The following is a 24,639-nucleotide window of genomic DNA, read 5'->3' as shown; positions in this document are numbered from 1 at the left end:
GGCTGAGGCGGCTTTGAGATGGCTTTAATCGTACAAAAGTTTGGCGGCACCTCGGTGGGCTCGGTAGAGCGCATCGAACAGGTGGCCGACAAGGTCAAGAAATTCCGTGATGCGGGCGATGATCTGGTGGTCGTGCTTTCGGCCATGAGCGGCGAAACCAATCGCCTGATCGAACTGGCCCGGCAGATCAGCGATCAACCGGTGCCACGCGAGCTGGACGTCATCGTTTCCACCGGCGAGCAGGTCACTATCGCACTGCTGGCCATGGCGCTGATCAAGCGCGGCGTTCCGGCTGTGTCGTACACCGGCAATCAGGTTCGCATCCTGACCGACAGCGCCCATAACAAGGCGCGGATTCTGCAGATCGATGATCAGAAGATTCGCGCTGACCTGAAGGCCGGTCGTGTGGTGGTGGTCGCCGGTTTCCAGGGTGTCGATGAAGACGGCAACATCACGACCCTGGGTCGTGGCGGTTCCGACACCACCGGCGTGGCGCTGGCCGCGGCATTGAAAGCCGATGAATGCCAGATCTACACCGACGTCGATGGCGTCTATACGACTGACCCGCGTGTTGTGTCGCAGGCCCAGCGGCTGGACAAGATCACCTTCGAAGAAATGCTGGAGATGGCGAGCCTCGGTTCAAAGGTCCTGCAGATCCGCGCGGTCGAGTTCGCCGGCAAGTACAACGTCCCGCTGCGCGTATTGCACAGCTTCAAGGAGGGTCCAGGCACCCTCATTACCATTGATGAAGAGGAATCCATGGAACAGCCGATCATTTCGGGCATCGCCTTCAACCGCGACGAAGCCAAGCTGACCATCCGTGGCGTGCCAGACACCCCGGGCGTTGCGTTCAAGATTCTCGGCCCGATCAGCGGCGCGAACATCGAAGTCGACATGATCGTGCAGAACGTTTCGCACGATAACACCACCGATTTCACCTTCACCGTTCACCGCAATGATTACCAGGCCGCGCTGCAGGTTCTGCAGAACACCGCCAACGAAATCGGCGCTCGCGAAGTCATTGGCGACACCAAGATCGCCAAGGTTTCCATCGTCGGTGTCGGCATGCGTTCCCATGCCGGGGTTGCCAGCCGCATGTTCGAAGCGCTGGCCAAGGAGAGCATCAACATCCAGATGATCTCGACGTCCGAAATCAAGGTCTCGGTGGTGATCGAGGAGAAGTACCTGGAGCTGGCCGTGCGCGCGCTGCACACCGCCTTCGAACTCGACGCACCGCGTCAGGGCGAGTAAGCCTTGGGCAGAGGGCGCGGTTTCTGCTGCGCCTTCTGCGAGTGGATGTGCGCAAGTCGCTATTCTTTTTCCGGCGCTGGTCGATACTGAGGCATGGACCTGCGGCCTCTGGCTCGGGATCATGCCGTTTGTCTGTGCAGACTGTAATCCCTTGAATGTAAGCCGTAAGGAGATAGGTATGCTGATTCTGACTCGCCGGTGTGCGGAAAGTCTGATCATTGGTGATGGTGAAATCACCGTGACCGTGCTCGGCGTAAAAGGCAATCAGGTGCGCATAGGGGTCAACGCGCCCAAGGAAGTGGCTGTTCACCGCGAAGAGATTTACCTGCGTATAAAGAAAGAGAAGGACGAAGAACCAAGCCATTAATTTTTATTGAATTTTTGGTTTGCAAACGGGGAAAAGGGTGGTTATTATACGCCCCGTGTTGCGGAGAGCTGGCCGAGTGGCCGAAGGCGCTCCCCTGCTAAGGGAGTACACCTCAAAAGGGTGTCGGGGGTTCGAATCCCCCGTTCTCCGCCATTATTTGCGTAGTACGTTGTAATCTGGCTTGATCTGTAAGTTGTTGAATTTACTAGAAAAAGTGCTTGACCAAGAGATTTGACGGCCTATAATGCGCGGCAACAAATGCACTCGTAGCTCAGCTGGATAGAGTACTCGGCTACGAACCGAGCGGTCACAGGTTCGAATCCTGTCGAGTGCACCATTTAAGCGTTGTTTGTAGTGATACGAATAACAGTCTTAAGTTAGAAAGAGCCTGGCTTCAACAGGTCTTCGGAAGCACCACTCACTTCCAGAAGTAAAATGCGATGCCCAGAGGTGAACTGGTTTAAAAAGCGCCATCTGCACTCGTAGCTCAGCTGGATAGAGTACTCGGCTACGAACCGAGCGGTCACAGGTTCGAATCCTGTCGAGTGCACCATAAAACGAAAAGCCCGCATGCAAATGCGGGCTTTTTGCTTTCTAGCGTTTGCCTTTTACACAGCCGTGTTCATCGAATGACACCTGTCTGCTGCGTCCCTTCTTCTCCTCATAAACATAACGGACCTCAGCGTTACGGCTGATGATCTTGTCCGGTCGCCCCAACAGGTTTTCCACGTCGCGTTTGCTCATCCCCGTTGGCGTCTGCTGATTGATGATCGCCTTGCGCCGTTGCTCCGCACTCAGGATATTTCCGCAACCATCATCACGCTGACCCACGACCACCACTTCGTTACTTTTGCGCGTTTGCAGGGTGTCCGTTTTTGCAGGCGGAGGAGGGACTGCGAAGGTCGTGCCTGAAGCCGGGTTGATACCCTGCGCCGCTGTCGTGTGCCCGCTGGGGCAAGCCAGTGTAGTGAACGTCACGTTGCCGCTCTGATCCTGGCAACGATTGACGGTGGTGGCGCCTGCGCCGAGTGGCGAAAACAGCAGCAGGGTGATGAAGAGCTTTTCAGTGTTCAGCGGCATCGCGATGTCCTCCCTGACCAGTGTCCGAGAAGGGTAGCGATGAGGATTTCTCACGGCGAGCGGGTTTTGTTCACCGGATGTGACCGGGCGGCCTCGCTGACTCGGACAGCGATGAAGGTTGTGTTGCAACCGATTGTTTCACGTTGAATTTTTAGCCTCCCGCCACGGCAAGCGGTGTATGATTGCGCCCGTCAGCCCCGCCGGGGCTTGTGGACTACCTCCATGGACTTACCCAGTAGCAACTCAACACTAAGTTTCACCAATCAAGAATCGACTGATTGATCTTCTGGCGGGTTCCACTGCTGGGAGTGGAGTTCGCCTATGACACAAATCGAAGTAAAAAAGACGCAGGAAAGCCTTCAGGATCGTCTCGCCCAAGTCATCGACTTGCTGCAACGTCAGCGTATCGTCGAAGACCTGACACACCGTCAGGAAGGCCAGCACCAGGATCGCGTCGAGAATCTCGTTCACCGGCAGAACCTCGTCGAGCTGCAGCGTAAGCTCGACGACCTGCACTCCGCCGACGTTGCCTATATCCTCGAAGCACTTCCCCTCGAAGACCGTCTGACGGTCTGGCAACTGGTGAAGGCCGAGCGTGACGGCGACATCCTTCTCGAAGTGTCCGATTCCGTTCGGGAAACCCTGATCGCCGACATGGACGATCACGAGCTGCTGGCCGCCGCCAAGGAAATGGACGCCGACGAGCTCGCCGACCTTGCGCCAGAGCTGCCGCGCGATGTTGTCCATGAGCTGATGGAGGCGCTGGACAGCCAGCAGCGCGAGCGCGTGCGCTCCGCCCTGTCCTATGACGAGGAGCAGGTCGGCGCCCTGATGGACTTCGAGATGGTGACCATCCGCGAGGATGTCAGCCTGGAAGTCGTTCTGCGCTATCTGCGCCGTCTGAAAGAGCTGCCCGGTCACACTGACAAACTGTTCGTGGTCGACTCCGATGGCGTCCTCAAGGGTGTGCTGCCCATCAAGCGTCTGCTGGTCAACGACCCCGAGAAGCAAGTGTCAGAGGTCATGGCCAGTGATCCGGTGAGTTTCCATCCTGATGGCGATGCCTATGAAGCCGCCCAGGCGTTCGAACGTTACGACTTGATTTCCTCCCCGGTGGTCGACAAGAACGGCAAGCTGATCGGCCGTCTGACCATCGATGAGATGGTCGACCTCATCCGTGAGGAGAGCGAGACCGAAGTGCTCAACATGGCGGGTTTGCGGGAGGAGGAGGACATCTTCGCCTCCGTCTGGCGATCCCTGCGCAACCGCTGGTCCTGGCTGGCCGTCAACCTGATTACTGCCTTTCTCGCCTCGCGGGTGATCGGCCTGTTCGAAGGCTCCATCGAGAAGCTGGTGGCGCTGGCGGCGTTGATGCCGATCGTGGCAGGGATTGGGGGCAACTCGGGCAATCAGACCATCACAATGATTGTTCGGGCCATGGCCCTCGATCAGGTCAACACCGGCAATACCTCACGCCTGATGCGCAAGGAGCTGGGCGTCGCGCTCATCAACGGCCTGGTGTGGGGCGGGGTGATAGGGATCGTCGCTTATCTGCTGTATCACAGCTGGTCCCTTGGGGTGGTGATGACCGTCGCCATGACATTGAATCTCCTGCTGGCGGCATTGATGGGTGTGTTGATCCCGATGACCCTCGCGCGGTTCGGTCGCGATCCGGCGATGGGCGCCAGTGTGATGATCACGGCCATGACCGACAGCGGCGGGTTCTTCATCTTTCTCGGGCTGGCGACATTATTTTTACTCTGACCCCCACGGTTCAAACAAAGCCGCCTTCAGGGCGGTTTTTTAATGGGCGCGAAACACCGGCGGCATTAATTTCAGGCACAAAAAAGCCAGCAGAGCGCTGGCTTTCAAGTCTCTGGTTTAAACGACTTATTTGTCGTCGTTTGCCAGGCTAGTGTCGTGTGCAATCAGGGAAACCAGTGCGTTCTGCTGGCGGTGAGCCAACTGACGGAAGCGCTGCAGCAGCTCGCGTTCGTGAAGCGAAAGCTCAGGGCTGTCCAGGCGCAGACTTGGCTCGTCACCCAGTGAACCTTCCTGAATCAGACTCTGCTCAAGACGCGCAATAATTTCCGAGTTCATGCTGCGATGATGATGTTTGGCAACGTCCGCAATACGCTCGCGCATGCCTTCCGGTAGACGAACTACGAACTTGTCAGCTGTGCGACTGGAATAATTGGCCTGTTTCATAGGGCTCATATATTTAACCGAATTAGTTCAAAGAGAGAGGCGGTTCTTGCATTAGGCCGCGAGATGTCATGCTCTGACTGTCTTTTAGCTGAAATGTTCAACCACCCGCATAAAGGACCGCCATCCTGCATCAATACGTCGGATCCTTGGCGTCAAATGTGTGACAAATATTGAACTAGATAAAGGCTTTTAGCCAGCACCAATTATCCGAAATGCGTTCTGGTTTGCAAAGTGGATAATGAACATCCCGGCAGCGCTGGACGACGCCGTGATGGCTATCTGTCTCCAGCGTAGTGGGAGAGTGGGGATAATACGAGGGGCCAGTCAAGAAAGAGACGAAGGGTCGAATGCTTCGAGGCAGCTCACGCTTCAGGAAAGCTGCCGGAGAGACGGCGATTGCCTTGGCTCCAGATCAGCGAGCGCTCAGGGCTTGGCCTGGCGTAATACCGGATCAAACTTGATACGGCGGCCCACGAACAGCGCCGCCACGAACAGGCTGGCGAAAACCCCGGCAGCTGTTTTAGCCAAGGTGCTCAGGGTTTCCATTGACGGATCCATGAGCTGATCTGCGGCGATAGCCATCAGGGACAGGATCAGGAACGAAATTGCTGCTTTGGACATAGCTGCTCTCTAATGGGGTGCTCTCTGACAGAGGGCGGGTCGGAGCCGTTGGAATGGCTGACAGTGACTGCTGGTCAAAACACCCAGCGTTCCGAACGGATAACCGGCACGGCTTCTTCATTGTCATGGGCCAGAATGGCTTCTGTGCCTTGGCTTGGCATGGCTGCGAACCGCGGGGTCTGTTGCAGGAGGTAATGAGGCTGAGCCTGGACGGCGACGGTCTCTGATTTCACCGCCTCTGACTGGCTGCCATCACCCTGAAAATGAAAGGCGACCAATGCGACAAGCGCGGCAGCGTTGAGCAGGGACAGTGTCATGTTCATCTCGGGTACCTTCGCTGGGACGGCGTTCAGAGGGGGGATTCGCGAAAGAAACTAGTGCAGTCTGCGTGCCAATCTCTATGGCGGATAAATCCCTTATAAACCAATAGCATAGATCGCATTTTAGGGATTGTAGGGTTGCGATTTGCAATATGGCCCATGGCCGCCCTTGCATTCTGCACGATAGCCCTCTGATGTGACTGGCAGGCAGCATCCTACGGCGTCTGTTGATAATGACGACATGACAAGCCAGCGCCTTGTCGTTAAGATGCACGCCGTCTGTTTTGGTGTCCTCTTAGTTCAACGGATAGAACGAGCCCCTCCTAAGGGCTAGATGCAGGTTCGATTCCTGCAGGGGACATATCTGATCTACTCCTCCCGCTTCAGCACGTCATCTCTCACATAAAACCTCTCGGTCCCCCGGCCGTTCGAACACTCCCTCGTTTATGCGCGCGCGCTCGCTTGAGTGTGCTGATCCGCGTACCACCGATTGCGACCATTATTTTTCGCGTAATAAAGATAGGCATCCGCTGCTTTGATCATGCCGGCAGGCGTCGTGTCTTCCATCGCAGGGAACCTGGCTGTGACGCCGGCACTTGCAGTGACAATCTGCTCGGGGTGATCGGCGTGCGCCAGCGCGAGCCCCCGAATGGCTTGCAGAATGTCCTCGGCGAGAAGGCCCGCGCCCTGAATGTCGGTGTCCGGAAGCAGCACGGTGAATTCCTCGCCACCGTAGCGGACGGCGAGGTCGGCAGGGCGTTTCAACACCCCGCTGATGGCCTGGGCGACCTGCTGGAGACAGTCGTCACCTGCCGCATGGCCGTAGCGGTCGTTGAAGCGTTTGAAGTAATCGATGTCGAGCATGATCAAGGCGAGCGGGTAACGCTGTCGTTTTGCGCGGCCGATCTCGCTGTTGAGCGCCATGTCGAGTCGCCGCCGGTTGCCCAGTCGGGTCAGGCTATCGGTCAGCGCCATGTCTTTGACCGCCTGATGAGCGAGGCGAATCTCGCTCTCCATGGCCATGCGGCCGCGCAACTGCGTGAGGACGATGTAGGCAAATCCGATAAACCCGGCGATCAGGACCAACAGCACGAGTCCGGACTTGAGCAGGTCATGACGCCACGGCCCGACGAAGGATTCTCTCGACAGCCCGGCTGCGACCACCAGCGGATAACTCGACAGCGCACGAAAGCCGTACAACCGGTACGTGCCGTCCACCACGGCTTTGATCTCCACAGTCCCTTCATTGGCGGTCGGCAGGTAGCGTTTGAAGATCTCGCTGTCGGCCAGGCTTTGCCCCACCACGGAATCCATGAACGGACGCCTGACCAGGATCGTGCCGTCCCGCATCGCCAGCACCAGCGCGCCGCGATCATCAATCTTGAAGTCGCCGTAATAATCCATGAAGTAGCTGAGCTTGATAGTCCCCAGCAGCACGCCCGCGAACGAGCCATCAGGATTGTTCAGCCGGCGGGAGACGGGGATGATCAACTCGCCGGTGGAGCGGCTCTTGACCACGTTGCTGATGCGCACGCTTTGATCGGTATGGGTGCGGTGATAGTTGAAGTAGTCCCGGTCTGCGTTGTTTGCGGTGTCCGGGGTCACGTCTTTATCGGTCACGATCCATCGCCCGTCGGCGCCGTAGATGAACAACCCGTGAAGCTGAGGCATGAGTCTGGATTGCTGCATCATCAGGGCGTGGATACGTGGAACGTCGATATTGGCCAGACCATCGCCCTCGACACGCTCACCGATGGCGTAGGTCAGGATGTCGACCTGCCTGATGGCGTCCTCCGCGTGCTGGGCTGTGGCACGGGCCAGGTTGGTGACCGAGTCCCGGGCGAAGTCGTAGGCGTGGTTGTAATCGCGCCACGCGCGCCACCCCTCAACCGATACGAACGTCAGCAGCACCAGAATCATGAATGCGAGGGTGAGGCGAAAGACGGCCGTGTTGCGCCCCGGGCCCAAGTCCAATAGATCGAAGGCGCCTGACGGCGGTGGATGCTGTTCGCCTCCTGGCATGCTCATTGGCCTCCTGATAGTCAGCTGTGGACGCTGCCGACCGCTTTGATCAGCGCGTCTGCCATTTCTTCCGCGCTCAGTTGAGGGCTCAACACGGTTTTGCGCATCGTCTCGATCGGCATGCTGGGCACGGGCGCTTCCTCGGGACGCTGCACGAAACTCAACCCGCCGGCGTTCCTGACCTCTACCGCGCCATCCGCACCATCGGAGTCGCCGCCAGACAGCACGAGGCAGATCACCCGCTCGCGAAATACGTCGGCAGCTGTGGCGAACAGGCGATCGGCGGCAGGACGTGCGAGGTGCAGCTTGGGGCCGTCGTCTAGATGAATGATCCCGGGGGAGACGATCTCCAGATGCCGGTCAGGAGGTGCCAGGTACACACGGCCAGGCAGTACCGGCTCGCCTTCTTTGCCGTAGCCGACAGGCAGCGTCGAGTAGCGACCGAGCACCGACGCCATGTAGTCCGGACCTGTCGGGTTCGTGTGAATCACGATGAGCACGGCAGCCGGAAAATCCTTCGGTAGCTTGACGAGCAGGTGCCGCAGGGCTTCCGTGGCGCCTTGCGCACCACCGATCACGATGACATCCCTCATCACTTGCGTGTTTTCAGCGTCCATACCTTTCTTCCTGAATGGTTCCATAGGATGGACACAGCGCAAGCGCTTGCCGTTCATTTTCACGTCTTCAAGCGCTGATGAACGTCACAACGTGCGTCGGGCGGCCGTGGGCTGTTCAACAGGCAATAAAAAAGCCACGAGATGCGCAGTCTCGTGGCTTTCGTGAACAGCCGCATCAGAGTAGATGCAAACCGGTCAGGCGTTGTTACAGCGCCATGTCGCTGGCGGGCTTGCTTTCAGCAGGCTTGCCCGGCGCGGCAGTGCTGGTGCCGACGCTCTGATCGAGCACTGGCGGTTTGCCCAGTTGCAGCACTTCGGCGGTGTAGTTCCACTCTTGCTGAACAGCGGCTGGCGAGTCATTCAGCTTGGTGCCATAGCTCGGCACGATCTGATGGACCTTCGCTTGCCACTCAGGCGTCGCGAGCTGGGTCTTGAACAGCTTTTCCAGGACGTTGAGCATGATCGGTGCAGCGGTCGACGCGCCTGGCGATGCGCCCAGCAGGGCAGCGATGGTGCCGTCCTGAGAAGAAACGACTTCGGTGCCCAGTTTCAGCACGCCGCCCTTGTCGGCATCACGCTTGATGATCTGCACGCGCTGACCGGCTTGCCACAGGCGCCAGTCTTCTTTCTTGGCGTGCGGGAAGTATTCCTGCAGCGCTTTGAAGCGGTCGTCGTCGGACAGCATCAACTGACCGGCGAGGTACTCCACCAGCGGGTACTGCTCAACGCCCACTTTGGTCATTGGCCAGAAGTTGTGGGTGGTCATGCTGCTGAACAGGTCGAAGTACGAACCTTCTTTCAGGAACTTGGTGGAGAAGGTCGCAAACGGGCCAAACAGGATCACGCGCTTGCCGTCCAGCACGCGGGTGTCCAAGTGCGGAACCGACATGGGCGGCGCGCCGGTGGAGGCGATGCCGTAGGCCTTGGCCATGTGCTGCATGGCAACGGTCGGGTTCTCGGTGACCAGGAACGAACCACCAACCGGGAAGCCTGCGTAGTCCTGAGCTTCGGGAATGCCGGATTTCTGCAGCAGCTTCAATGCGCCGCCGCCTGCACCGATGAACAGGAACTTGGCGTCGGTACCGGTGGTGGTGCCGTCTTTCAGGTTCTTGTATTCAACGTGCCACGAGCCGTCGTCGTTGCGGGTGATGTCGTTGACTTCGCTGGACAGCTTCAAATCGAAGTTCGGGCGGGTCTGCAGGTACGACACGTACTGGCGGGTGACTTCACCCCAGTTGACGTCGGTGCCGATCGGCGTCCAGGTGGTCGCCAGCTTCTGCGAAGGATCACGGCCTTCCATCATCAGCGGGACCCACTTGGCGATCTGTGCCGGGTCTTCGGAATACTGCATCGGGCGGAACAGCGGGCTGGCTTGCAGCGCGTCATAACGCTTTTTCAGGAATTTGATGTTGTCATCGCCCCACACGAAGCTCATGTGCGGTGTGGTGTTGATGAACGAAGGCGGGTTCTTCAGGACGTTCTGGCGGACCTGCCAGGACAGGAACTGACGGGTGACCTGGAAGGCTTCGTTGATCTCGATGGCTTTGGAGATGTTGACCTTGCCGTCTTTGTCTTCAGGCGTGTAGTTCAGCTCGGCGAGGCCGGAGTGACCGGTGCCGGCGTTGTTCCAGCCGTTGGAGCTTTCTTCGGCGACGGCGTCGAGTCGCTCGACCATTTCCATCGACCAGCTCGGCTCGAGTTCATTGAGCCAGACGCCCAGGGTCGAACTCATGATGCCGCCGCCGATCAGCAGTACATCGACTTTCTTGCTTTCTGCGGCATGGGCTTGCAGGAAGGTGGCCGAAATCGCGAGGCCCAGTAGAGCGGTGCTCGTTTTCTTGAACATCGAATCATCCAATAGATAGAAAGTTATCCGCCTGCAGCAATCGTCGCGCAACGTCCTGCGATGCCGGGCGCCAGTGTGCGGCGCGAACGTCAGACAGGCTTCGCTCTCGGAAAACGAGGAGGAAGGGTCAAAAGGCCAGTGAAAAGGTCGACCTCGTGTTCTATGTCCCTCGGTGCTGTGCTTTTTATTCGATCATTGGAATCAGCAGCTTGAGTAAACATCATCCACCGCAGGACCTGGTCATCAGGTCCATCCCCTGCGGCGGGCGGGGATTGTACCCGAAATGTCATTTTCGACAAATCGGGTGTCAAATTAGTCAATACGCCATTTTGTCTCAGGGTGGCGATTGGCTGGCCGGGCGCCGAAAAGCCGAGCCGTTTAAAGGGTGAATTTGCCCACCATGGAGTGGAAGGAAACGGCCAGCCGCGACAACGCCTGACTCGACGCGCTGGTCTGATTGGCGCCGGCTGCGGTTTGGGTCGACAGGTCCTGGATGTTCACCAGGTTGCGGTCCACTTCGCGGGCCACTTGCGCCTGCTCCTCCGCTGCGCTGGCGATCACCAGGTTGCGTTCGTTCATCTGGCTGACGCCTTCGCTGATGCGTTCCAGTGCGTGGCCGGCTTCGGTGGCCAGTGACTGGGTATGCACGGCGATCGCCTGGCTTTTGCCCATGGCCTGCACGGCTTCGTCGGCGCCATTGCGCACCTTGGTGATCATCGATTCGATTTCGCCGGTGGAGGTTTGAGTGCGGTGGGCGAGGGCACGTACTTCGTCCGCCACCACCGCAAAACCACGGCCTTGCTCGCCGGCGCGGGCCGCTTCGATAGCGGCGTTGAGCGCCAGCAGGTTGGTCTGCTCGGCGATCCCGCGGATCACGTCGAGGACTTTGGTGATGTCGCGGATCTGCCCGGCCAGCGCTTCGACGCGTTGGGTCGATTCGGTGATTTCCACGGTCATGGTGTTCATCGCGGTGACAGCCTGCTGCACTTGTTGCTGGCCCTTGATGGCATCTTCGGAGGTCTGCGCAGACACCTGCGAAGCGCTCGCGGCGTTGCGCGCCACTTCTTCCACCGCGGCGGTCATCTCGTTGACGGCCGTGGCGGCTTGCTGGATTTCATCGTTCTGACGCATCAGCCCGCGGGTGCTGTCGTCGGTCACCATGGTCAGTTCTTCAGCGGCGGACGCCAATTGATCCGAAGCGGTGGCGATTTGCTGAACCGTGCCCTTCAGGCTGCCCTGCATGTTAGACAGCGCCTTGAGCAACTGGCCGGTTTCGTCCTGACCGCCGACCGCGATGGCCTGGCTCAGATCACCGCCCGCCACTCGGGTGGCGCTGGCCACGGATTGATAGATCGGCCGGGTGATCATGCGGGTGACGATCAGCCCCAACGCAATGGCGCACACCACCGCGATCAACGAACCGATGATCAGAATCCACGTCACCTGCTTGTCCGTTTCGATGCCTTGCTGGGCCTGTTCGTTGGCCTGGCGCAGGTTGGATTCAATCATGATTTTCAGCTCGCCCATGGTCTTGCGATAGCTAGGCGTTACGCTGGTGGCGGCCAATTTGCTGGCTTGCTCAAGGTCGCCACTCTGCGCCACAGACAGCGCATTGAGGGCGGCGCTGATGTAAGCGGCCCAGTCGCGTTCGAAGTCATCGCCTGCGGCTTTTTCATCCGGATCAAGTGGCGTGGCGCGGTAGGTCCTGAAGTCGGTCTCGGCCTGGGCCTGGTTTTCCTTTAGGGACTGGATGGCTGCGTTGATGTCGTCCGGGTTGGCCTTGAGTACGCTCAGTCCGATGGCTTTGAAAAAGTCGCGGTTGGTGGCGATGACGTTGGCCTTCACTGAATCGACCTTGGCGATCGACACCAGATTGTCGCTCACCGTATTTTCAAACAGTTCATACAGCCGGGAAATACCACTCTGCCCCAGTACACCCACCACCACGGTGATCATCGCACACAGACAGAAAGCCGAAAGGAGCTTGGTCTTCAATTTCAGGTCGGTCAGCCAGGACATGGAGTGCACTCGGACGGGGATAGGGTTGCGGCTGGTTGGGTACGCGTTGCATGACTGGATATCGGCTGCACACCCAAGGACTTTACCCGTTTGCGTATGCCTCCTTTGGCATCGATGCCCCGTCAACACGGCGCGAGGGCGTGATTTTTTCCCGCATGGCGTGCCTAAGCTTTGTCCTGCTGCCGCCGATAACTCGGACAAGTGGCGTCATGCCGCAACTTTATTGGCCCTCTCTGCCCAGACCGGGAACGAGACCGCCGCCCTTGCAAGTGCCTCAGGGCCGACTATTTATCCGGTGACAGGAATCTCGATGCTGGCGTGGAACCAAAAAACCTTTCTGATCGTCGACGATTTTTCCGACTTCCGCAGTTCGGTCCGCTCGATGCTGCGCGAGTTGGGCGTCAAGGCGGTGGACACTGCCGACACCGGCGAGGAGGCGCTGAAGATGTGCGCGCAGAAGCGCTACGACTTCATCCTCCACGACTTCAATCTGGGTGACGGCAAGAAGAACGGCCAGCAGGTGCTCGAAGACCTGATGTCCGATCGACTGATCAGCCACGAAAGCGTGTTCGTCATGGTCACTGCCGAGAACAGCCAGGCGATGGTGATGAGCGCGCTGGAGTGGGAGCCGGATGCGTACCTGACCAAGCCGTTCAACCGTGCGAGCCTGGCTCAGCGTCTGGAGAAGATCGTCCAGCGCAAAACCCTGCTCAAGCCGATCCTGCAAGCGCTTGACCGTGGCAATCCGACCGAAGTGTTGACGGCCTGTGCTGCGCTGACCAAGCAGGACCCACGTTTTGCGCCGCTGTGCCTGCGCTACAAAGCCGATGCACTGCGTGACCTCAATCAGCACGAGCCGCTCGAGGCCTTTCTCAAGTCGATCCTCGCCGACCGCCCGCAACCCTGGGCATATGTGGCGCTGGGCAAGCTGCTGTTCAAGCGCGGGCGCAACGCTGAAGCGCAGGGCGTGTACGAAGAAGCGATTCGCGCCTTCAATGCCATGCCGGTGCTCTACGACGGGCTGGCCGACGTGTTGGTGGCCAGCGGCGACAACAAGCGTGCGCAGAAGATGCTGGAAGAGGCGGTGCGGTTATCGCCGTATGCTGTGCGCCGTCAGCGTCTGCTGGGCAAGCTGGCGCTGGAAAACGAGGACTTCGACGGCGCTTCAAAGGCCTACCGTCAGGCCGTTTCCCAAGGCCAGTTCTCCCGCTTCAAGGACCCGGAAACCAACCTCGGTTTTGCTCAGGCACTGATCAGCCGTGGCGGCGAGCGCGGGCTGGATGCCCGCACCCGCATCGAGATCAACCAGACCCTCACCGAAGTCGCCAAGGAAAACGGCAACGACGCTGGCCTGCAAGTGCGCGCGCGTTTGATGAAGGCCACCAGCGTCGCATCCTCCGATCCGGAAATGGCCGCCAAACTGACCGAGCAGGCAATGGAACGGCTTGAGGGCATGGAGCAGTTTCTCAGCGCCGATGCGGCGCTGGCGGTGGCTTCGCAGCTCAAGGCGCTCGGTCAGGAAGACGCTGGCGCGGGCATTCTGAAAAGCTGTGCCGAAATCTATGGCGACGATCCAGTGGTGATGCAGAACATCGCCAGGCAGACCGACGATCCCGAGATTCTCGGCGCCGGCAAAGCGGCCATCGATTTCAATATTCAGGGCATTCGCTGCTACCGCGCCGGCAAGCTCGGCGAGGCGCAGGACCTGTTCCGCCAGGGCCTGGCCCTGCAACCGAAGAACATCAGTATCGCCCTGAACATGGCGCAGTCATTGCTGCACATGGGCGTCCAGAATCTCGACGCGGCGAGCCTGGCGGAATGCCAGAGCAGTCTCAAGATGGTCGGCAAGATGCCGGAGACAGACCCGCGCTTCGAGCGTTTCCAGAAACTGCGACTCAGGGCTTTCGGCGAATGAAAGATCAGGATCTCGGGCTCGACTTCTCGATGGTGATTGCGTCCACCGTTCACGACATGAAGAACGCGCTGGGGTCGTTGATCCAGGCCCACGGCCAATGGGTCAAGCAGCTCCCGGAGGCCTGTCGTGGTACGCCGGATCAAGGCGTCATCGATTACGAGTTCGCCCACCTCAATGGCATGCTGGTGCAGCTGCTCGGGCTCTACAAGCTGGGGGTGAACCAGCTGCCGATGCGCCCCGATTATCACGAGCTGGATGACTTCATCGAAGCGCAGCTGGCGTTCCATCAGGAAGTGCTCGTCAGTCGTGGCATCACGGCGCGCTATGCGGTAAACGACTTCGGTCTGCCGGGCTTCTTTGATCGCGAGCTGATCGGTTCAGTGGTGTCCAACGTGGTCATCAACGCCATTCGCTTTGCGCGCAGTGAAGTGTTGATTACGGCAGGGCAGGTCGGCGAGCAACTGGTGATCAGCATCAACGACGACGGACCGGGGTTTCCGCTACGCATGATCGAGGAACAGACCGATTACGTGCTGGGCATCAACCAGAACAGCGGGAGCACTGGGTTGGGGTTGTATTTCGCGGCGAACATCGCCAGACAGCATCAGCGCAAAGGCGTCCATGGCCACATCGAAATCGCCAACGGCGGCGAGCTGGGCGGCGGGCTGTTCAGCATTTATCTGCCCTGAGACTGTGTGCAGTCAGTAGGACCGGCTTCAGCCGGGAAGCCTTTGATCTGCTGTCGAGCTCAGCAAGACGCCCTTATTCGTTTTCACGGGGCTACAACTTCACGCCTTGCCCCAGCACCACATTCAGCGCGTTGCGCGCATCGTCCAGTTGCACCAGCGTGGCGTGATGGGCGCCCAGCGCATCGCGATTTTCGATGGCGGTGAGGATCGCACGATGGCGGGGCAATGCCAGCTCGTGCAGGTTCGGGCGTTTGTTGGAATGCTTCAACGCCTCGCGCAAGGCCAGCGAGAGCATGTTGCACAAGTGCGCGAGCAAGTCGTTGTGGGTCGCGTCGGCGATGCGGCTGTGGAAATCGAGGTCCGGTTGCAGCACGTCTTCAACGGTCGGCGCGGCGGCCATGCGCTCGTAGGCCTCGCCGATGGCGGTGATGTCTTCGGGGGTGGCGTGTTGCGCGGCGAGGGCGGCGGCCGCCGGTTCGATGATGCTGCGCACGCTGGTGAGCAGGGCGAAAAACTCGTTCTGCGGCGAGCTTTGCATCAGCCAGTGCAGCACGTCCGGATCAAGGATGTGCCATTCGCGGCGCGGCTTGACCACCGTGCCCACCCGTGGCCGGGAATACACCAGCCCTTTGGCGACCAACACCCGCGTGGCTTCGCGCAGCACAGGACGACTGACGGCATATTCTTCGCAGAGCAGGGCTTCGGCGGGGAGTTTGTCATCGGGCTTGAAGCGGCCCGAGACAATCTGCATGCCGATGTCCTGGACAATGCGCGAGTGCATGCTTTTACGGTCGGAGGGCTTACGGTAATCCATGGGGCGCGGGGCAATCCTGAGCGGTGAATGCGGCGCATCATAGCATTGGCGGACAAAGAGACGCGCCGCTCGAAATGACCCGGATTGGTTGCGGCTGAACAAACTGGATTCCCGCGACTGACGCAGATCCTGTGGGAGCGAGCCTGCTCGCGAAAGAGTCAGTCCAGCCACCGCATCTTTAGTGGCGGAAAATCAGTATTCGCGAGCAACCTCGCTCCCACGAGACCGTGGGTGACTTGAGATTTCGAGCCATGCCGAGGACCTGTGGGAGTGAGCTTGCTCACGAAGACGCCAGTCCAGCCGCTGGACATCTAGCGGCTGGAAGTCAGCATTCGCGAGCAAGGTGGAGCGCCACCCCGGTCGCTGCCGCAGGTCCGGCGGCGTGGCGCGTTCAATCAATGGCTTTCAATCAATGAGAGTGTCGTGGCACTTCCGAGCCGCGCATGCCGACCAGGAAGTCGAAGTCGCAACCCTGATCCGCTTGCATCACATGATCGATGTACAGCTGACGGTATCCGCCAATCAACAGCTGTGGCGGTGCTTGCCAGTCAGCCAGACGCGCGGCCAGTTCCGCTTCCGGGATGTCCAGGTGCAGGCGGCCGGTTGCGCAATCCAGCTCGATGAAATCCCCCTCCTGCACCACCGCCAACGGACCACCCGCTGCTGCTTCGGGCGCCACGTGCAAAACCACAGTCCCATACGCCGTGCCGCTCATGCGCGCATCGGAAATCCGCACCATGTCGGTTACGCCCTGGGCCAGCAGCTTGGCCGGCAGACCCATGTTCCCAACTTCGGCCATGCCCGGATAACCCTTCGGCCCGCAGTTCTTCATCACCAGAATGCTGCTGGCATCCACGTCCAGATCCGGATCGTTGATGCGCGCCTTGTACATGTCGAAGTTCTCGAACACCACCGCGCGACCCCGGTGCTTCATCAGCGCAGGCGTGGCAGCGGACGGTTTGAGCACCGCACCCAGCGGTGCAAGGTTGCCGCGCAGCACGCAGATACCGCCATCGGCCACCAGCGGATTGTCGATGGCGCGGATCACTTCGTCGTCGCCATAGATCGGCGAATTCTGCACGTTTTCCCACAGCGTCTTGCCGTTGGCGGTCAAGGCGTCGGGGTGGGGAATCAGGTTGTTCTCGCCCAGACGACGCAACACCGCAGGCAGGCCGCCAGCGTAGTAGAACTCTTCCATCAAGAAGCGCCCGGAAGGCTGCAGGTCCACCAGCGTCGGCGTGCCGCGACCGATGCGGGTCCAGTCGTCCAGTTCCAGGTCCACGCCGATGCGACCGGCGATGGCCTTGAGGTGGATCACCGCGTTGGTCGAACCACCGATGGCCGCGTTGACGCGAATGGCGTTTTCGAACGCTTCGCGGGTCAGGATTTTCGACAGCCGCAGGTCTTCGTTGACCATTTGCACCGCCCGCATGCCGGACATGTGCGCCAGGACGTAACGGCGTGAATCGACGGCAGGAATCGCCGCGTTGTGCGGCAGCGACGTACCCAGCGCTTCGGCCATGCACGCCATGGTCGAAGCGGTGCCCATGGTGTTGCAGGTACCGGCCGAGCGCGACATGCCGGATTCGGCAGAGAGAAATTCGTCGAGGCTGATCTGTCCGGCTTTATAGGATTCGTGCATCTGCCAGACGATGGTGCCGGCGCCGATGTCCTTGCCCTTGTGCTTGCCGTTGAGCATCGGCCCGCCGGTGACGACGATGGCCGGGATGTCACAGCTGGCAGCGCCCATCAACAGGGCAGGGGTGGTCTTGTCGCAACCGGTCAGCAGCACCACGCCGTCGATGGGATTGCCGCGAATGGCCTCTTCAACGTCCATGCTCGCCAGGTTGCGGGTCAGCATGGCGGTCGGCCGCAGGTTCGATTCGCCGTTGGAGAAGACCGGAAATTCAACCGGGAAACCACCGGCTTCGATCACGCCGCGTTTGACGTGTTCGGCGATGGTGCGGAAGTGGGCGTTGCAGGGGGTGAGTTCGGACCAGGTGTTGCAGATGCCGATGATCGGCTTGCCCTGGAACTGATGGTCGGCGATGCCCTGGTTCTTCATCCAGCTGCGGTACATGAAGCCGTTCTTGTCGGCGGTACCGAACCACTGGGCGGAGCGCAGCACGGGTTTCTTGGCGGAATCAGACATAAATCGGCACTCTTATTGTTAGGCTTTATTTGTAAGACTAAAGGCTGCAGGTGCTGACTAAAATAGGCCGAAAATGTCGCGAGTGGAAGAGTTGTAGTCTTAAATAGTAATACTATATAGTCGATCTCAACCGAGGGACGACCCCGCCGGCTTCATCCGCAGCAATGCGCACACGAAGGCAGAGGCGATCCCCGCAGGCTTCCATAACAAAAACAATGAGGACCGCATCCATGAGCCAGGAACTCAGGCTTATTCGTCGCATCACCCTGAAACTCATTCCCTTTCTGATCCTGCTCTACCTGATCGCTTATGTGGATCGCTCCGCCGTCGGCTTCGCCAAGCTGCACATGGGCGCGGACGTCGGCATCGGTGACGCGGCCTATGGCATGGGCGCCGGCCTGTTCTTCATTGGCTACTTCCTGTTGGAAATCCCCAGCAACCTGATGCTCGAACGCTTTGGCGCGCGGCGCTGGTTCGCGCGGATCATGCTCACCTGGGGCGCGATCACCATGGGCATGGCCTTCGTCCAGGGCCCGACCAGCTTCTATGTCATGCGCTTTCTGCTCGGCGCGGCCGAGGCGGGCTTCTTCCCCGGCGTTCTGTACTACATCACCCAATGGTTTCCGGTCCGCCATCGCGGCAAGATCCTCGGCCTGTTCATCCTTTCCCAACCCATCGCGATGATGATCACCGGCCCGATTTCCGGCGGTTTGCTCGGCATGGAAGGCGTGGCCGGTCTGCACGGCTGGCAGTGGCTGTTCCTGTGCATCGGCGCTCCGGCGATTCTGCTCACCTTGCCGGTGTTGCGCTGGTTGCCTGATGGCCCGAAGGACGTGAAGTGGATGGATCCGGTCGAGAAACAATGGCTCGCTGGCGAGCTGAAAAAAGACCTGGAGGAATACGGCCAGACCCGCCACGGCAACCCCTTGCATGCGCTCAAAGACAAACGCGTTCTGCTGCTGGCGCTGTTTTATCTCCCCGTCACGCTGAGCATTTATGGCCTGGGCTTGTGGCTGCCGACGCTGATCAAACAGTTTGGCGGCAGCGACCTGACCACGGGCTTCATTTCTGCGGTGCCGTACATCTTTGGCATCGTCGGCCTGTTGATCGTCCCGCGCAGTTCCGATCGGCTCAATGACCGCTATGGTCATCTGGCGGTGCTGTACGTGATCGGCGCCATCGGTTTGTTCCTCAGCGCTTACCTGACGGTGCCGGTGTTGCAACTGGCGGCGCTGTCGCTGGTGGCGTTCTCGCTGTTCTCCTGCACCGCGGTGTTCTGGACCTTGCCTGGTCGTTTCTTCGCCGGCGCCAGTGCCGCAGCGGGCATTGCGCTGATCAACTCGGTGGGCAATCTGGGCGGCTACATCGGCCCCTTCGTCATCGGCTGGCTGAAAGAACTGACCGGCAACCTGGCCAGCGGCTTGTACTTCCTCTCGGGCGTGATGATCTGCGGCCTGATTCTGACCGGTGTGGTCTACCGTGTTCTGGAGCGCAAGCACGCCTTGCCCGAATCGAAATTTGCCGCCAGCGCGCGCGGCTCTCGTTAACCTCAGGCCGCTCTGTGGAGTGGCGGTGTAGACCCCAAACAGGAGAACCCCATGCATTTAGTACAGTTCGAGCTGGGCAATGGCCAGCGTCGCGTCGGTCTGGTGGACGGTCCGCTGGTGCGCGAAATCCAGGGCGCCACCAGCACCCGTGATCTGGCCCTGGCGGCCATCGGCAAGAAGATCTCCCTCGCCGAGCAGGTTGACAGCCTGGGCTTGGGGGATAACCACGATTACTCGCAGCTGCGTGCCGATCTGATGATCCTGCCGCCGCTGGATCACCCGGATCCCGCGCACTTGCTGGTCAGCGGCACCGGCTTGACCCATCTGGGCAGCGCGTCGGCGCGGGACAAAATGCACCAGCAGGGCAATGACGAAGCGGGCATGACCGACACCATGCGCATCTTCAAATGGGGCCTGGAAGGCGGCAAGCCAGCAGCCGGTCAGCCAGGCGTGCAGCCGGAGTGGTTTTACAAGGGCGACGGCAGCATCGCCATCCGTCCGGGCGAGTCGTTCCCGCAGCCGCCATTCTCCGAAGACGCCGGCGAAGAGCCTGAGCTGAGCGGCCTGTACGTGATCGGTCACGACGGCAAGCCTTACCGCCTGGGTTTCGCCATCGGCAACGAATTCTCCGATCACATCATGGAGCGTAAGAACTACCTGTACCTGGCCCATTCCAAGCTGCGCGCCTGCTCGTTCGGCCCGGAGCTGCGCGTCGGCGATCTGCCGCAGAACCTGGCGGGTACCAGCCGCATCCGCCGCGACGGGCAAGTGCTGTGGGAGAAGGAGTTCCTGAGCGGCGAGGCCAACATGTGCCACAGCCTGGAAAACCTCGAATACCACCACTTCAAATACGCCCAGTTCCTGCGGCCGGGGGATGTGCATGTGCATTTCTTTGGCACCGCGACGCTGTCATTTGCCGATGGCATCAAGACCCAGCCGGGGGACAAGTTCGAGATCAGCCAGCATGAGTTTGGCGCGCCGTTGATCAACGGCATTGCGCCGGCCGAGGCGGTTTTCCAGCCGGGTGGCATCAAGCAGCTTTGATGTCCCGCTCTTGCGGAACGCTTGAATGGCCAGGACTGCATGCGTGGTGATTCGCCGCGTTGCAGAAATCCTGTAGGAGTGAGCTTGCTCGCGAAGCGGTGATCCAGTCACTGAAAGGGGTGACCGGAATTTCGCTATCGCGAGCAAGCTCACTCCTACAGTGGCTGGCTGCTGCGCTCGATACGACACCCATAAAAACAAAACGAGGTGCGACCCATGACCGCCACTGCCATCCCGCTGGAACGCCTCGATGCCGACGCCCTCGAGGACAGCATCTACCGCAAGGTGAGCTGGCGAATCGTGCCGTTGTTCATCGCCTGTTTCCTGTTTGCCTACCTGGACCGCGTCAACATCAGCTTTGCCAAGCTGCAGATGGCCAGCGACCTTGGCTTCAGTGAAACCGTTTACGGCCTGGGCGCGAGCCTGTTTTTCGTCGGCTACTTCCTGTTCGAAGTGCCGAGCAACGTGCTGCTGCACAAGATCGGCGCGCGGATCTGGATCGCGCGGATCATGGTCTCGTGGGGCATCGCGTCCGCCTGCATGATGTTCGTGCAGACCGAATTCTGGTTCTACACGCTGCGCTTTCTGATCGGCGTGATGGAAGCCGGCTTCGTCCCCGGTGTGCTGTACTTCTTCACCCAGTGGTATCCGGGCTCACGTCGGGCGCGGGTGAACTCCTACTTCAAGAGCTCAATTTGCCTGTGCGGTATCGTCGGCGGTCCGATTGCCGGGCTGATCCTCGGTCACTTCGACGGTGTCATGGGCCTGGCCGGCTGGCGCTGGCTGTTTCTGATCGAAGGCATCCCGTCCATCCTGCTCGGCGCCGTGGTGTTCTGGCTGGTCAAGGACCGCATCGAAGACGCCACCTGGCTCAGTGATCAGGAGAAACAGGTGGTGCTGGCGCGCATGGCGAAAGAGGCCCAGCCCGTCGTCAAGCAGACCGTCAAAGACATCTGGAAACACCCGACCACCTACGTCATGTCAGGCATTTACCTGTGTCTGGTCATGGCGCTGACCGGGCTGTTGTTCTGGATGCCGCAGCTGATCAAAACCGCTGGCGTGACCGACACCCTGAATATTGGTCTGCTGACAGTGATTCCGTACGTGGGCGCGGTGATCGGCAACCTGCTGATCGGCGCCAGCTCCGACCGCCACGGCGAGCGCCGCTGGCACATGGCGGGCTGCGCGACGCTGACTGCTGCGGGCTATCTGGTCTGTGCGTTGTTTCCCGGGCAACTGGTGCCGTTGATGATCGGCATGACCATGATCATGACTGGCATCATCGCCTGGATGCCGATCTTCTGGACCATCCCGCCGCGCTTCCTCACCGGTATCGCTGCCGCTGCGGGCATCGCGCTCATCAACTCCCTCGGGCAACTGGGCGGGATCATCGCGCCGTTCATGGTTGGTCGGATCAAGGACCTTACCGGCACGGCGACGCCCGCGCTGTTCGCGTTATTCGCCGTCAGCGTGCTGGCCATCGCGCTGATTGTCTGGGGCATCCCGTCGCGCTACTACGTGAAAGAAGCGGTTCAGGACTGACCCTGCGGTCGTCAGACGCCGAGGCCAGCGCTTCGGCGTCTTTTCACCTATCATTCGCGCTTTCACTGATGCGAACCACTGCCATGACCACCACACCGCAATCCCTGCGCACTGAGCTCCAGACCGCGCTGACCGCCCAGAGCATGATCGAAATCGACGGCCTGCACGCTTTCGAATTCACCCTCGATGAAATGCTCCAGATCGAAAGCATGGACGGCCGCGAGCGCAAGGTCTGGCGCTTCTCCCTGGCGCAGATCGACGCCGCCGAGTTCGATGCCGCGCTCCAGAGCTGGGTCATCAACGACGGCAACGCCGACCACCGCATTGTCGTGCTGCAAGGGATTGCGGCGAGTGACGAGGATGACGATGAAGAGGGCGAGCAGGAATAACCGCGCACTATTGGACTGCAGTGAATATCGAGGGGACTGATTTATTTACAACGCTTCACCGTAAATCAATCTGTCCCCGGGCGCGCGCGGCCCAACCATAAATCAATCCAGCCCCGCCAAGCGCCATGTCCCCGCAGTTTCACAGCACCCACTCGGCAACTACTCTACGCAATACGCTGTCATAGCCGGTGACCATCTGCGTGCACGGCGCGCCAACAACTCCAAAAAGAGAACAGCCCAATGACTCCCAGACTTCTGCCGTGGTTAGCGCTCGCCAGCAGCCTTTCCGCGCTCTCCGTTCAGGCCAAACCCATGACTGATTACGACGTACTGGTCGGTTCCTATACCGCCGGCGCCAGCGAAGGCATTTACCGCTTCGGCTTCAACACCCAGACCGGCCAGCTCGACGCCAAACCGCATCAGGTGATCAAGAGCGACAACCCGTCCTGGCTGACGCTCTCCAAAGACCAGCGTCATATGTTCGCGGTCAACGAGAACGGCCCGGGCCAGAAAGACGTCGTCGGCAAGGTCAGCAGCTACGCTATCGACCCCAAGACCCACGCGGTGTCGTTCCTCAATCAGATCGAAACCAAGGGCGACGAGCCGACCCATTCCAGCCTGAGCCTGGACGGGCGTTTCCTCTTCGTCGCCAACTACGCCGTCCACCCGCAACCGGGTGGCGTGCTGGCGGTGGTGCCGGTCGGCAAGGACGGCAAACTGGCGCCGGTGGTGCAGACCACGACCCACGAAGCGAGCAAGGTGAATCCGGAGCGTCAGGCTTCGTCCCACGTTCACGCGGCGGTACCCACGCCCGACGGCAAGTACCTGATCGCCATGGACCTGGGCGCTGACAAGATGTTTGTCTTCAACTACGACGCCAAACAGCCTCAGCCGCTGAAGCCGGCGAAAGTGCCTTCAGTCGACCTGCCACCGGGCAGCGGTCCGCGCCACCTGACCTTCAGCAAAGACGGCAAGCACGCCTGGCTGACGATGGAAATGAGCGCCCAGGTCGCGGTGTTTGATTATCACAACGGCGTGTTCAAGCAGACCCAACTGGTTGACCTCGCCAACAAGGAAGGTCAACAAAACCGTGCCGCCGGGGGCCTGCACACGTCGCCGGATGGCAAGTTCCTCTACGTTGCCAACCGTGGCGAAGTGAACGAGCTGCTGGTGTTCAGCATCGATGCCGCGAACGGCCAGCTCAAGGAAGTCCAGCGCCGCACCGTGGAAGGCAAGGAACCTCGCGAATTCGCCTTCGACCCGAGCGGCCACTTCGTGCTGATCGCCAACCAGAAAAGCAACCAGATTGTGACCGTCCGCGTTGACCCGAAAACCGGTCTGCTGGGCGACACCGTGCAGAAAGTCGACTTCGATTCGCCGTCCGACTTCCATTTCCTCACCGCACACTGACACCCCGTGACGCTTTGACGCAGGCCCATCCCTTGATTTTCAAGGGCTCTGGGCCTGTATCAATTCAGGTGATAAGGGCTAGTGCCAGAAAAGATTTTTTCCAGAACATCCTCGGGCGTAACTTTCATTCCACGGCCACGACGGTCAAGACTTGAAACGACACACCACAGCGAGGTATCCACCATGAACTTCAATATCTTCTCCATCATCGCCGCGTCCGCCATCTCCGCTACTGTTGCATTGCCTGCCAGTGCGAGTGTTGAAGCGACCGACAAAAAAGTCAGCTCGACCCAGAGCTACACCCCGAAGTACCTGCAACAAAGCGCCAACTTCTACGCCGCTCTGGATCACAAGATTCAACAATGAATAGTATTTCGAAGTGAATCCATTCCCCGTTAACGAACGTATCGTTGCCGGGGAATGGATTTGTAAGAACCTGATGTGAACTGCAACTTTGATAATCGGAAACGCTTTCGCGAGCAACTTCGTCTTCTACAGGTTGATGCGACCCACTGACCACTGCGTGTCAGGCCATGCATCAAGTGCCGGCGAGCTTGTTCGCGAAAGCGCTGAATTCCTCCCCTTTGATCCCCGTCTGCTGGATAAGCGATGGGGTTTTTTTGTGGTTTGAATTCAAGGGGGCGACGCCCGGTTCCCGACAGCAGACACCGATCATGTGGGAGATTCTATGGTTGTCATCAAGCCAAAATCCCCCCTTTCGGTTGATATTCGCTCTGATTTTTCATCAGGGAGAACGCGATCCGAGCGAGTTTGCGGCCAAGCATG

Annotated in this window: 22 protein-coding genes and 4 tRNA genes; 16 read left to right on the top strand and 10 right to left on the bottom strand. The window is 59.6% G+C overall.

What is annotated here, in order from left to right; translation table 11 throughout:
• The first annotated feature begins 18 nt into the window (after positions 1-18).
• From ACYASU_RS07785 to ACYASU_RS07765, 5 genes are all read left to right on the top strand, one after another.
• Positions 19-1,251, top strand: coding sequence for an aspartate kinase (locus tag ACYASU_RS07785; protein WP_065986190.1), 1,233 nt, complete (start codon positions 19-21; stop codon positions 1,249-1,251).
• 178 nt (positions 1,252-1,429) lie between these two features.
• Complete coding sequence (csrA, locus tag ACYASU_RS07780; protein ID WP_002554426.1) at positions 1,430-1,618, top strand: carbon storage regulator CsrA; 189 nt, start codon at positions 1,430-1,432, stop codon at positions 1,616-1,618.
• A 62-nt stretch (positions 1,619-1,680) separates the two neighbouring features.
• Positions 1,681-1,771 (top strand) — tRNA-Ser (locus ACYASU_RS07775).
• Between the two features lie 107 nt (positions 1,772-1,878).
• Positions 1,879-1,955: transfer RNA gene (locus ACYASU_RS07770), tRNA-Arg, on the top strand.
• Between the two features lie 139 nt (positions 1,956-2,094).
• Positions 2,095-2,171: transfer RNA gene (locus ACYASU_RS07765), tRNA-Arg, on the top strand.
• Between the two features lie 41 nt (positions 2,172-2,212).
• Here ACYASU_RS07765 and ACYASU_RS07760 read toward each other — a convergent pair.
• On the bottom strand, positions 2,213-2,698 hold the full coding sequence (locus ACYASU_RS07760; protein WP_463582499.1) for a DUF4124 domain-containing protein: 486 nt from the start codon (positions 2,696-2,698) through the stop codon (positions 2,213-2,215).
• A gap of 321 nt (positions 2,699-3,019) precedes the next feature.
• On the opposite strand from ACYASU_RS07760, the gene mgtE reads away from it, so the two are divergent.
• Positions 3,020-4,462, top strand: a complete 1,443-nt coding sequence (gene mgtE / locus ACYASU_RS07755) for a magnesium transporter (protein WP_192171009.1) — start codon at positions 3,020-3,022, stop codon at positions 4,460-4,462.
• A gap of 126 nt (positions 4,463-4,588) precedes the next feature.
• On the opposite strand, the gene ACYASU_RS07750 is transcribed toward mgtE, so the two are convergent.
• The 3 genes from ACYASU_RS07750 to ACYASU_RS07740 all read right to left on the bottom strand — a co-directional run bounded on the left by ACYASU_RS07750 (position 4,589) and on the right by ACYASU_RS07740 (position 5,850).
• Positions 4,589-4,915 carry an Arc family DNA-binding protein gene (locus ACYASU_RS07750; protein WP_192171010.1) on the bottom strand — a complete coding sequence of 109 codons (327 nt, stop codon included), beginning with the start codon at positions 4,913-4,915 and terminating at the stop codon, positions 4,589-4,591.
• Between the two features lie 414 nt (positions 4,916-5,329).
• Positions 5,330-5,527, bottom strand: coding sequence for a PA3371 family protein (locus tag ACYASU_RS07745; protein WP_463582452.1), 198 nt, complete (start codon positions 5,525-5,527; stop codon positions 5,330-5,332).
• A gap of 74 nt (positions 5,528-5,601) precedes the next feature.
• On the bottom strand, positions 5,602-5,850 hold the full coding sequence (locus tag ACYASU_RS07740) for a hypothetical protein (RefSeq protein ID WP_282372432.1): 249 nt from the start codon (positions 5,848-5,850) through the stop codon (positions 5,602-5,604).
• A gap of 286 nt (positions 5,851-6,136) precedes the next feature.
• On the opposite strand from ACYASU_RS07740, the gene ACYASU_RS07735 reads away from it, so the two are divergent.
• Positions 6,137-6,208 (top strand) — tRNA-Arg (locus tag ACYASU_RS07735).
• Positions 6,209-6,291: 83 nt separating this feature from the next.
• On the opposite strand, the gene ACYASU_RS07730 is transcribed toward ACYASU_RS07735, so the two are convergent.
• The 4 genes from ACYASU_RS07730 to ACYASU_RS07715 form a co-directional block, all read right to left on the bottom strand.
• Entirely contained in the window at positions 6,292-7,869 is a 1,578-nt protein-coding gene (locus ACYASU_RS07730; RefSeq protein WP_463582498.1) for a sensor domain-containing diguanylate cyclase, read from the bottom strand.
• A gap of 20 nt (positions 7,870-7,889) precedes the next feature.
• Positions 7,890-8,486: a chemotaxis protein CheB gene (locus ACYASU_RS07725; protein WP_463582451.1), complete on the bottom strand. Its 597-nt coding sequence runs from the start codon at positions 8,484-8,486 to the stop codon at positions 7,890-7,892.
• A 205-nt stretch (positions 8,487-8,691) separates the two neighbouring features.
• Positions 8,692-10,332, bottom strand: a complete 1,641-nt coding sequence (gene mqo, locus ACYASU_RS07720; protein WP_192171015.1) for a malate dehydrogenase (quinone) — start codon at positions 10,330-10,332, stop codon at positions 8,692-8,694.
• A gap of 378 nt (positions 10,333-10,710) precedes the next feature.
• The gene (locus tag ACYASU_RS07715) at positions 10,711-12,351 is read right to left on the bottom strand and encodes a methyl-accepting chemotaxis protein (RefSeq protein WP_463582450.1); all 1,641 of its coding nucleotides are present in this window, start codon (positions 12,349-12,351) and stop codon (positions 10,711-10,713) included.
• A gap of 310 nt (positions 12,352-12,661) precedes the next feature.
• Here ACYASU_RS07715 and ACYASU_RS07710 point away from each other — a divergent pair, with 310 nt between their 5' ends.
• Positions 12,662-14,266, top strand: coding sequence for a tetratricopeptide repeat-containing response regulator (locus ACYASU_RS07710; RefSeq protein ID WP_192171017.1), 1,605 nt, complete (start codon positions 12,662-12,664; stop codon positions 14,264-14,266).
• Entirely contained in the window at positions 14,263-14,955 is a 693-nt protein-coding gene (locus ACYASU_RS07705) for a sensor histidine kinase (protein ID WP_463582449.1), read from the top strand. The genes ACYASU_RS07710 and ACYASU_RS07705 overlap by 4 nt, the downstream gene beginning before the upstream one ends.
• Before the next feature lie 91 nt (positions 14,956-15,046).
• On the opposite strand, the gene ACYASU_RS07700 is transcribed toward ACYASU_RS07705, so the two are convergent.
• Both ACYASU_RS07700 and ACYASU_RS07695 read right to left on the bottom strand, forming a co-directional pair.
• Positions 15,047-15,769 (bottom strand): FadR/GntR family transcriptional regulator, encoded by a 723-nt coding sequence (locus ACYASU_RS07700; RefSeq protein WP_133773389.1) that lies wholly within the window; start codon positions 15,767-15,769, stop codon positions 15,047-15,049.
• Between the two features lie 409 nt (positions 15,770-16,178).
• Positions 16,179-17,921: an IlvD/Edd family dehydratase gene (locus ACYASU_RS07695; protein WP_346625420.1), complete on the bottom strand. Its 1,743-nt coding sequence runs from the start codon at positions 17,919-17,921 to the stop codon at positions 16,179-16,181.
• A gap of 230 nt (positions 17,922-18,151) precedes the next feature.
• On the opposite strand from ACYASU_RS07695, the gene ACYASU_RS07690 reads away from it, so the two are divergent.
• From ACYASU_RS07690 to ACYASU_RS07660, 7 genes are all read left to right on the top strand, one after another.
• A complete protein-coding gene (locus tag ACYASU_RS07690) occupies positions 18,152-19,468 on the top strand; it encodes an MFS transporter (RefSeq protein WP_192171020.1) in 1,317 nt (438 codons plus the stop codon).
• A gap of 51 nt (positions 19,469-19,519) precedes the next feature.
• The gene (gene araD1 / locus ACYASU_RS07685) at positions 19,520-20,512 is read left to right on the top strand and encodes an AraD1 family protein (RefSeq protein ID WP_463582448.1); all 993 of its coding nucleotides are present in this window, start codon (positions 19,520-19,522) and stop codon (positions 20,510-20,512) included.
• Positions 20,513-20,728: 216 nt separating this feature from the next.
• A complete protein-coding gene (locus tag ACYASU_RS07680) occupies positions 20,729-22,054 on the top strand; it encodes an MFS transporter (protein ID WP_423572652.1) in 1,326 nt (441 codons plus the stop codon).
• An 83-nt stretch (positions 22,055-22,137) separates the two neighbouring features.
• Complete coding sequence (locus tag ACYASU_RS07675) at positions 22,138-22,443, top strand: DUF5629 family protein (RefSeq protein WP_282372188.1); 306 nt, start codon at positions 22,138-22,140, stop codon at positions 22,441-22,443.
• Between the two features lie 240 nt (positions 22,444-22,683).
• Positions 22,684-23,853 carry a lactonase family protein gene (locus ACYASU_RS07670; RefSeq protein WP_463582447.1) on the top strand — a complete coding sequence of 390 codons (1,170 nt, stop codon included), beginning with the start codon at positions 22,684-22,686 and terminating at the stop codon, positions 23,851-23,853.
• Positions 23,854-24,036: 183 nt separating this feature from the next.
• Positions 24,037-24,219 (top strand): hypothetical protein, encoded by a 183-nt coding sequence (locus ACYASU_RS07665; RefSeq protein ID WP_074890378.1) that lies wholly within the window; start codon positions 24,037-24,039, stop codon positions 24,217-24,219.
• A gap of 167 nt (positions 24,220-24,386) precedes the next feature.
• On the top strand, positions 24,387-24,639 hold a 253-nt coding region (locus tag ACYASU_RS07660; protein WP_463582446.1), incomplete at its 3' end, for a hypothetical protein.

Source organism: Pseudomonas sp. HP_12, from assembly GCF_055283955.1.
The sequence above is the reverse complement of the archived record's forward strand: the minus strand, read 5'-3'. Positions and strand labels throughout refer to the sequence as shown.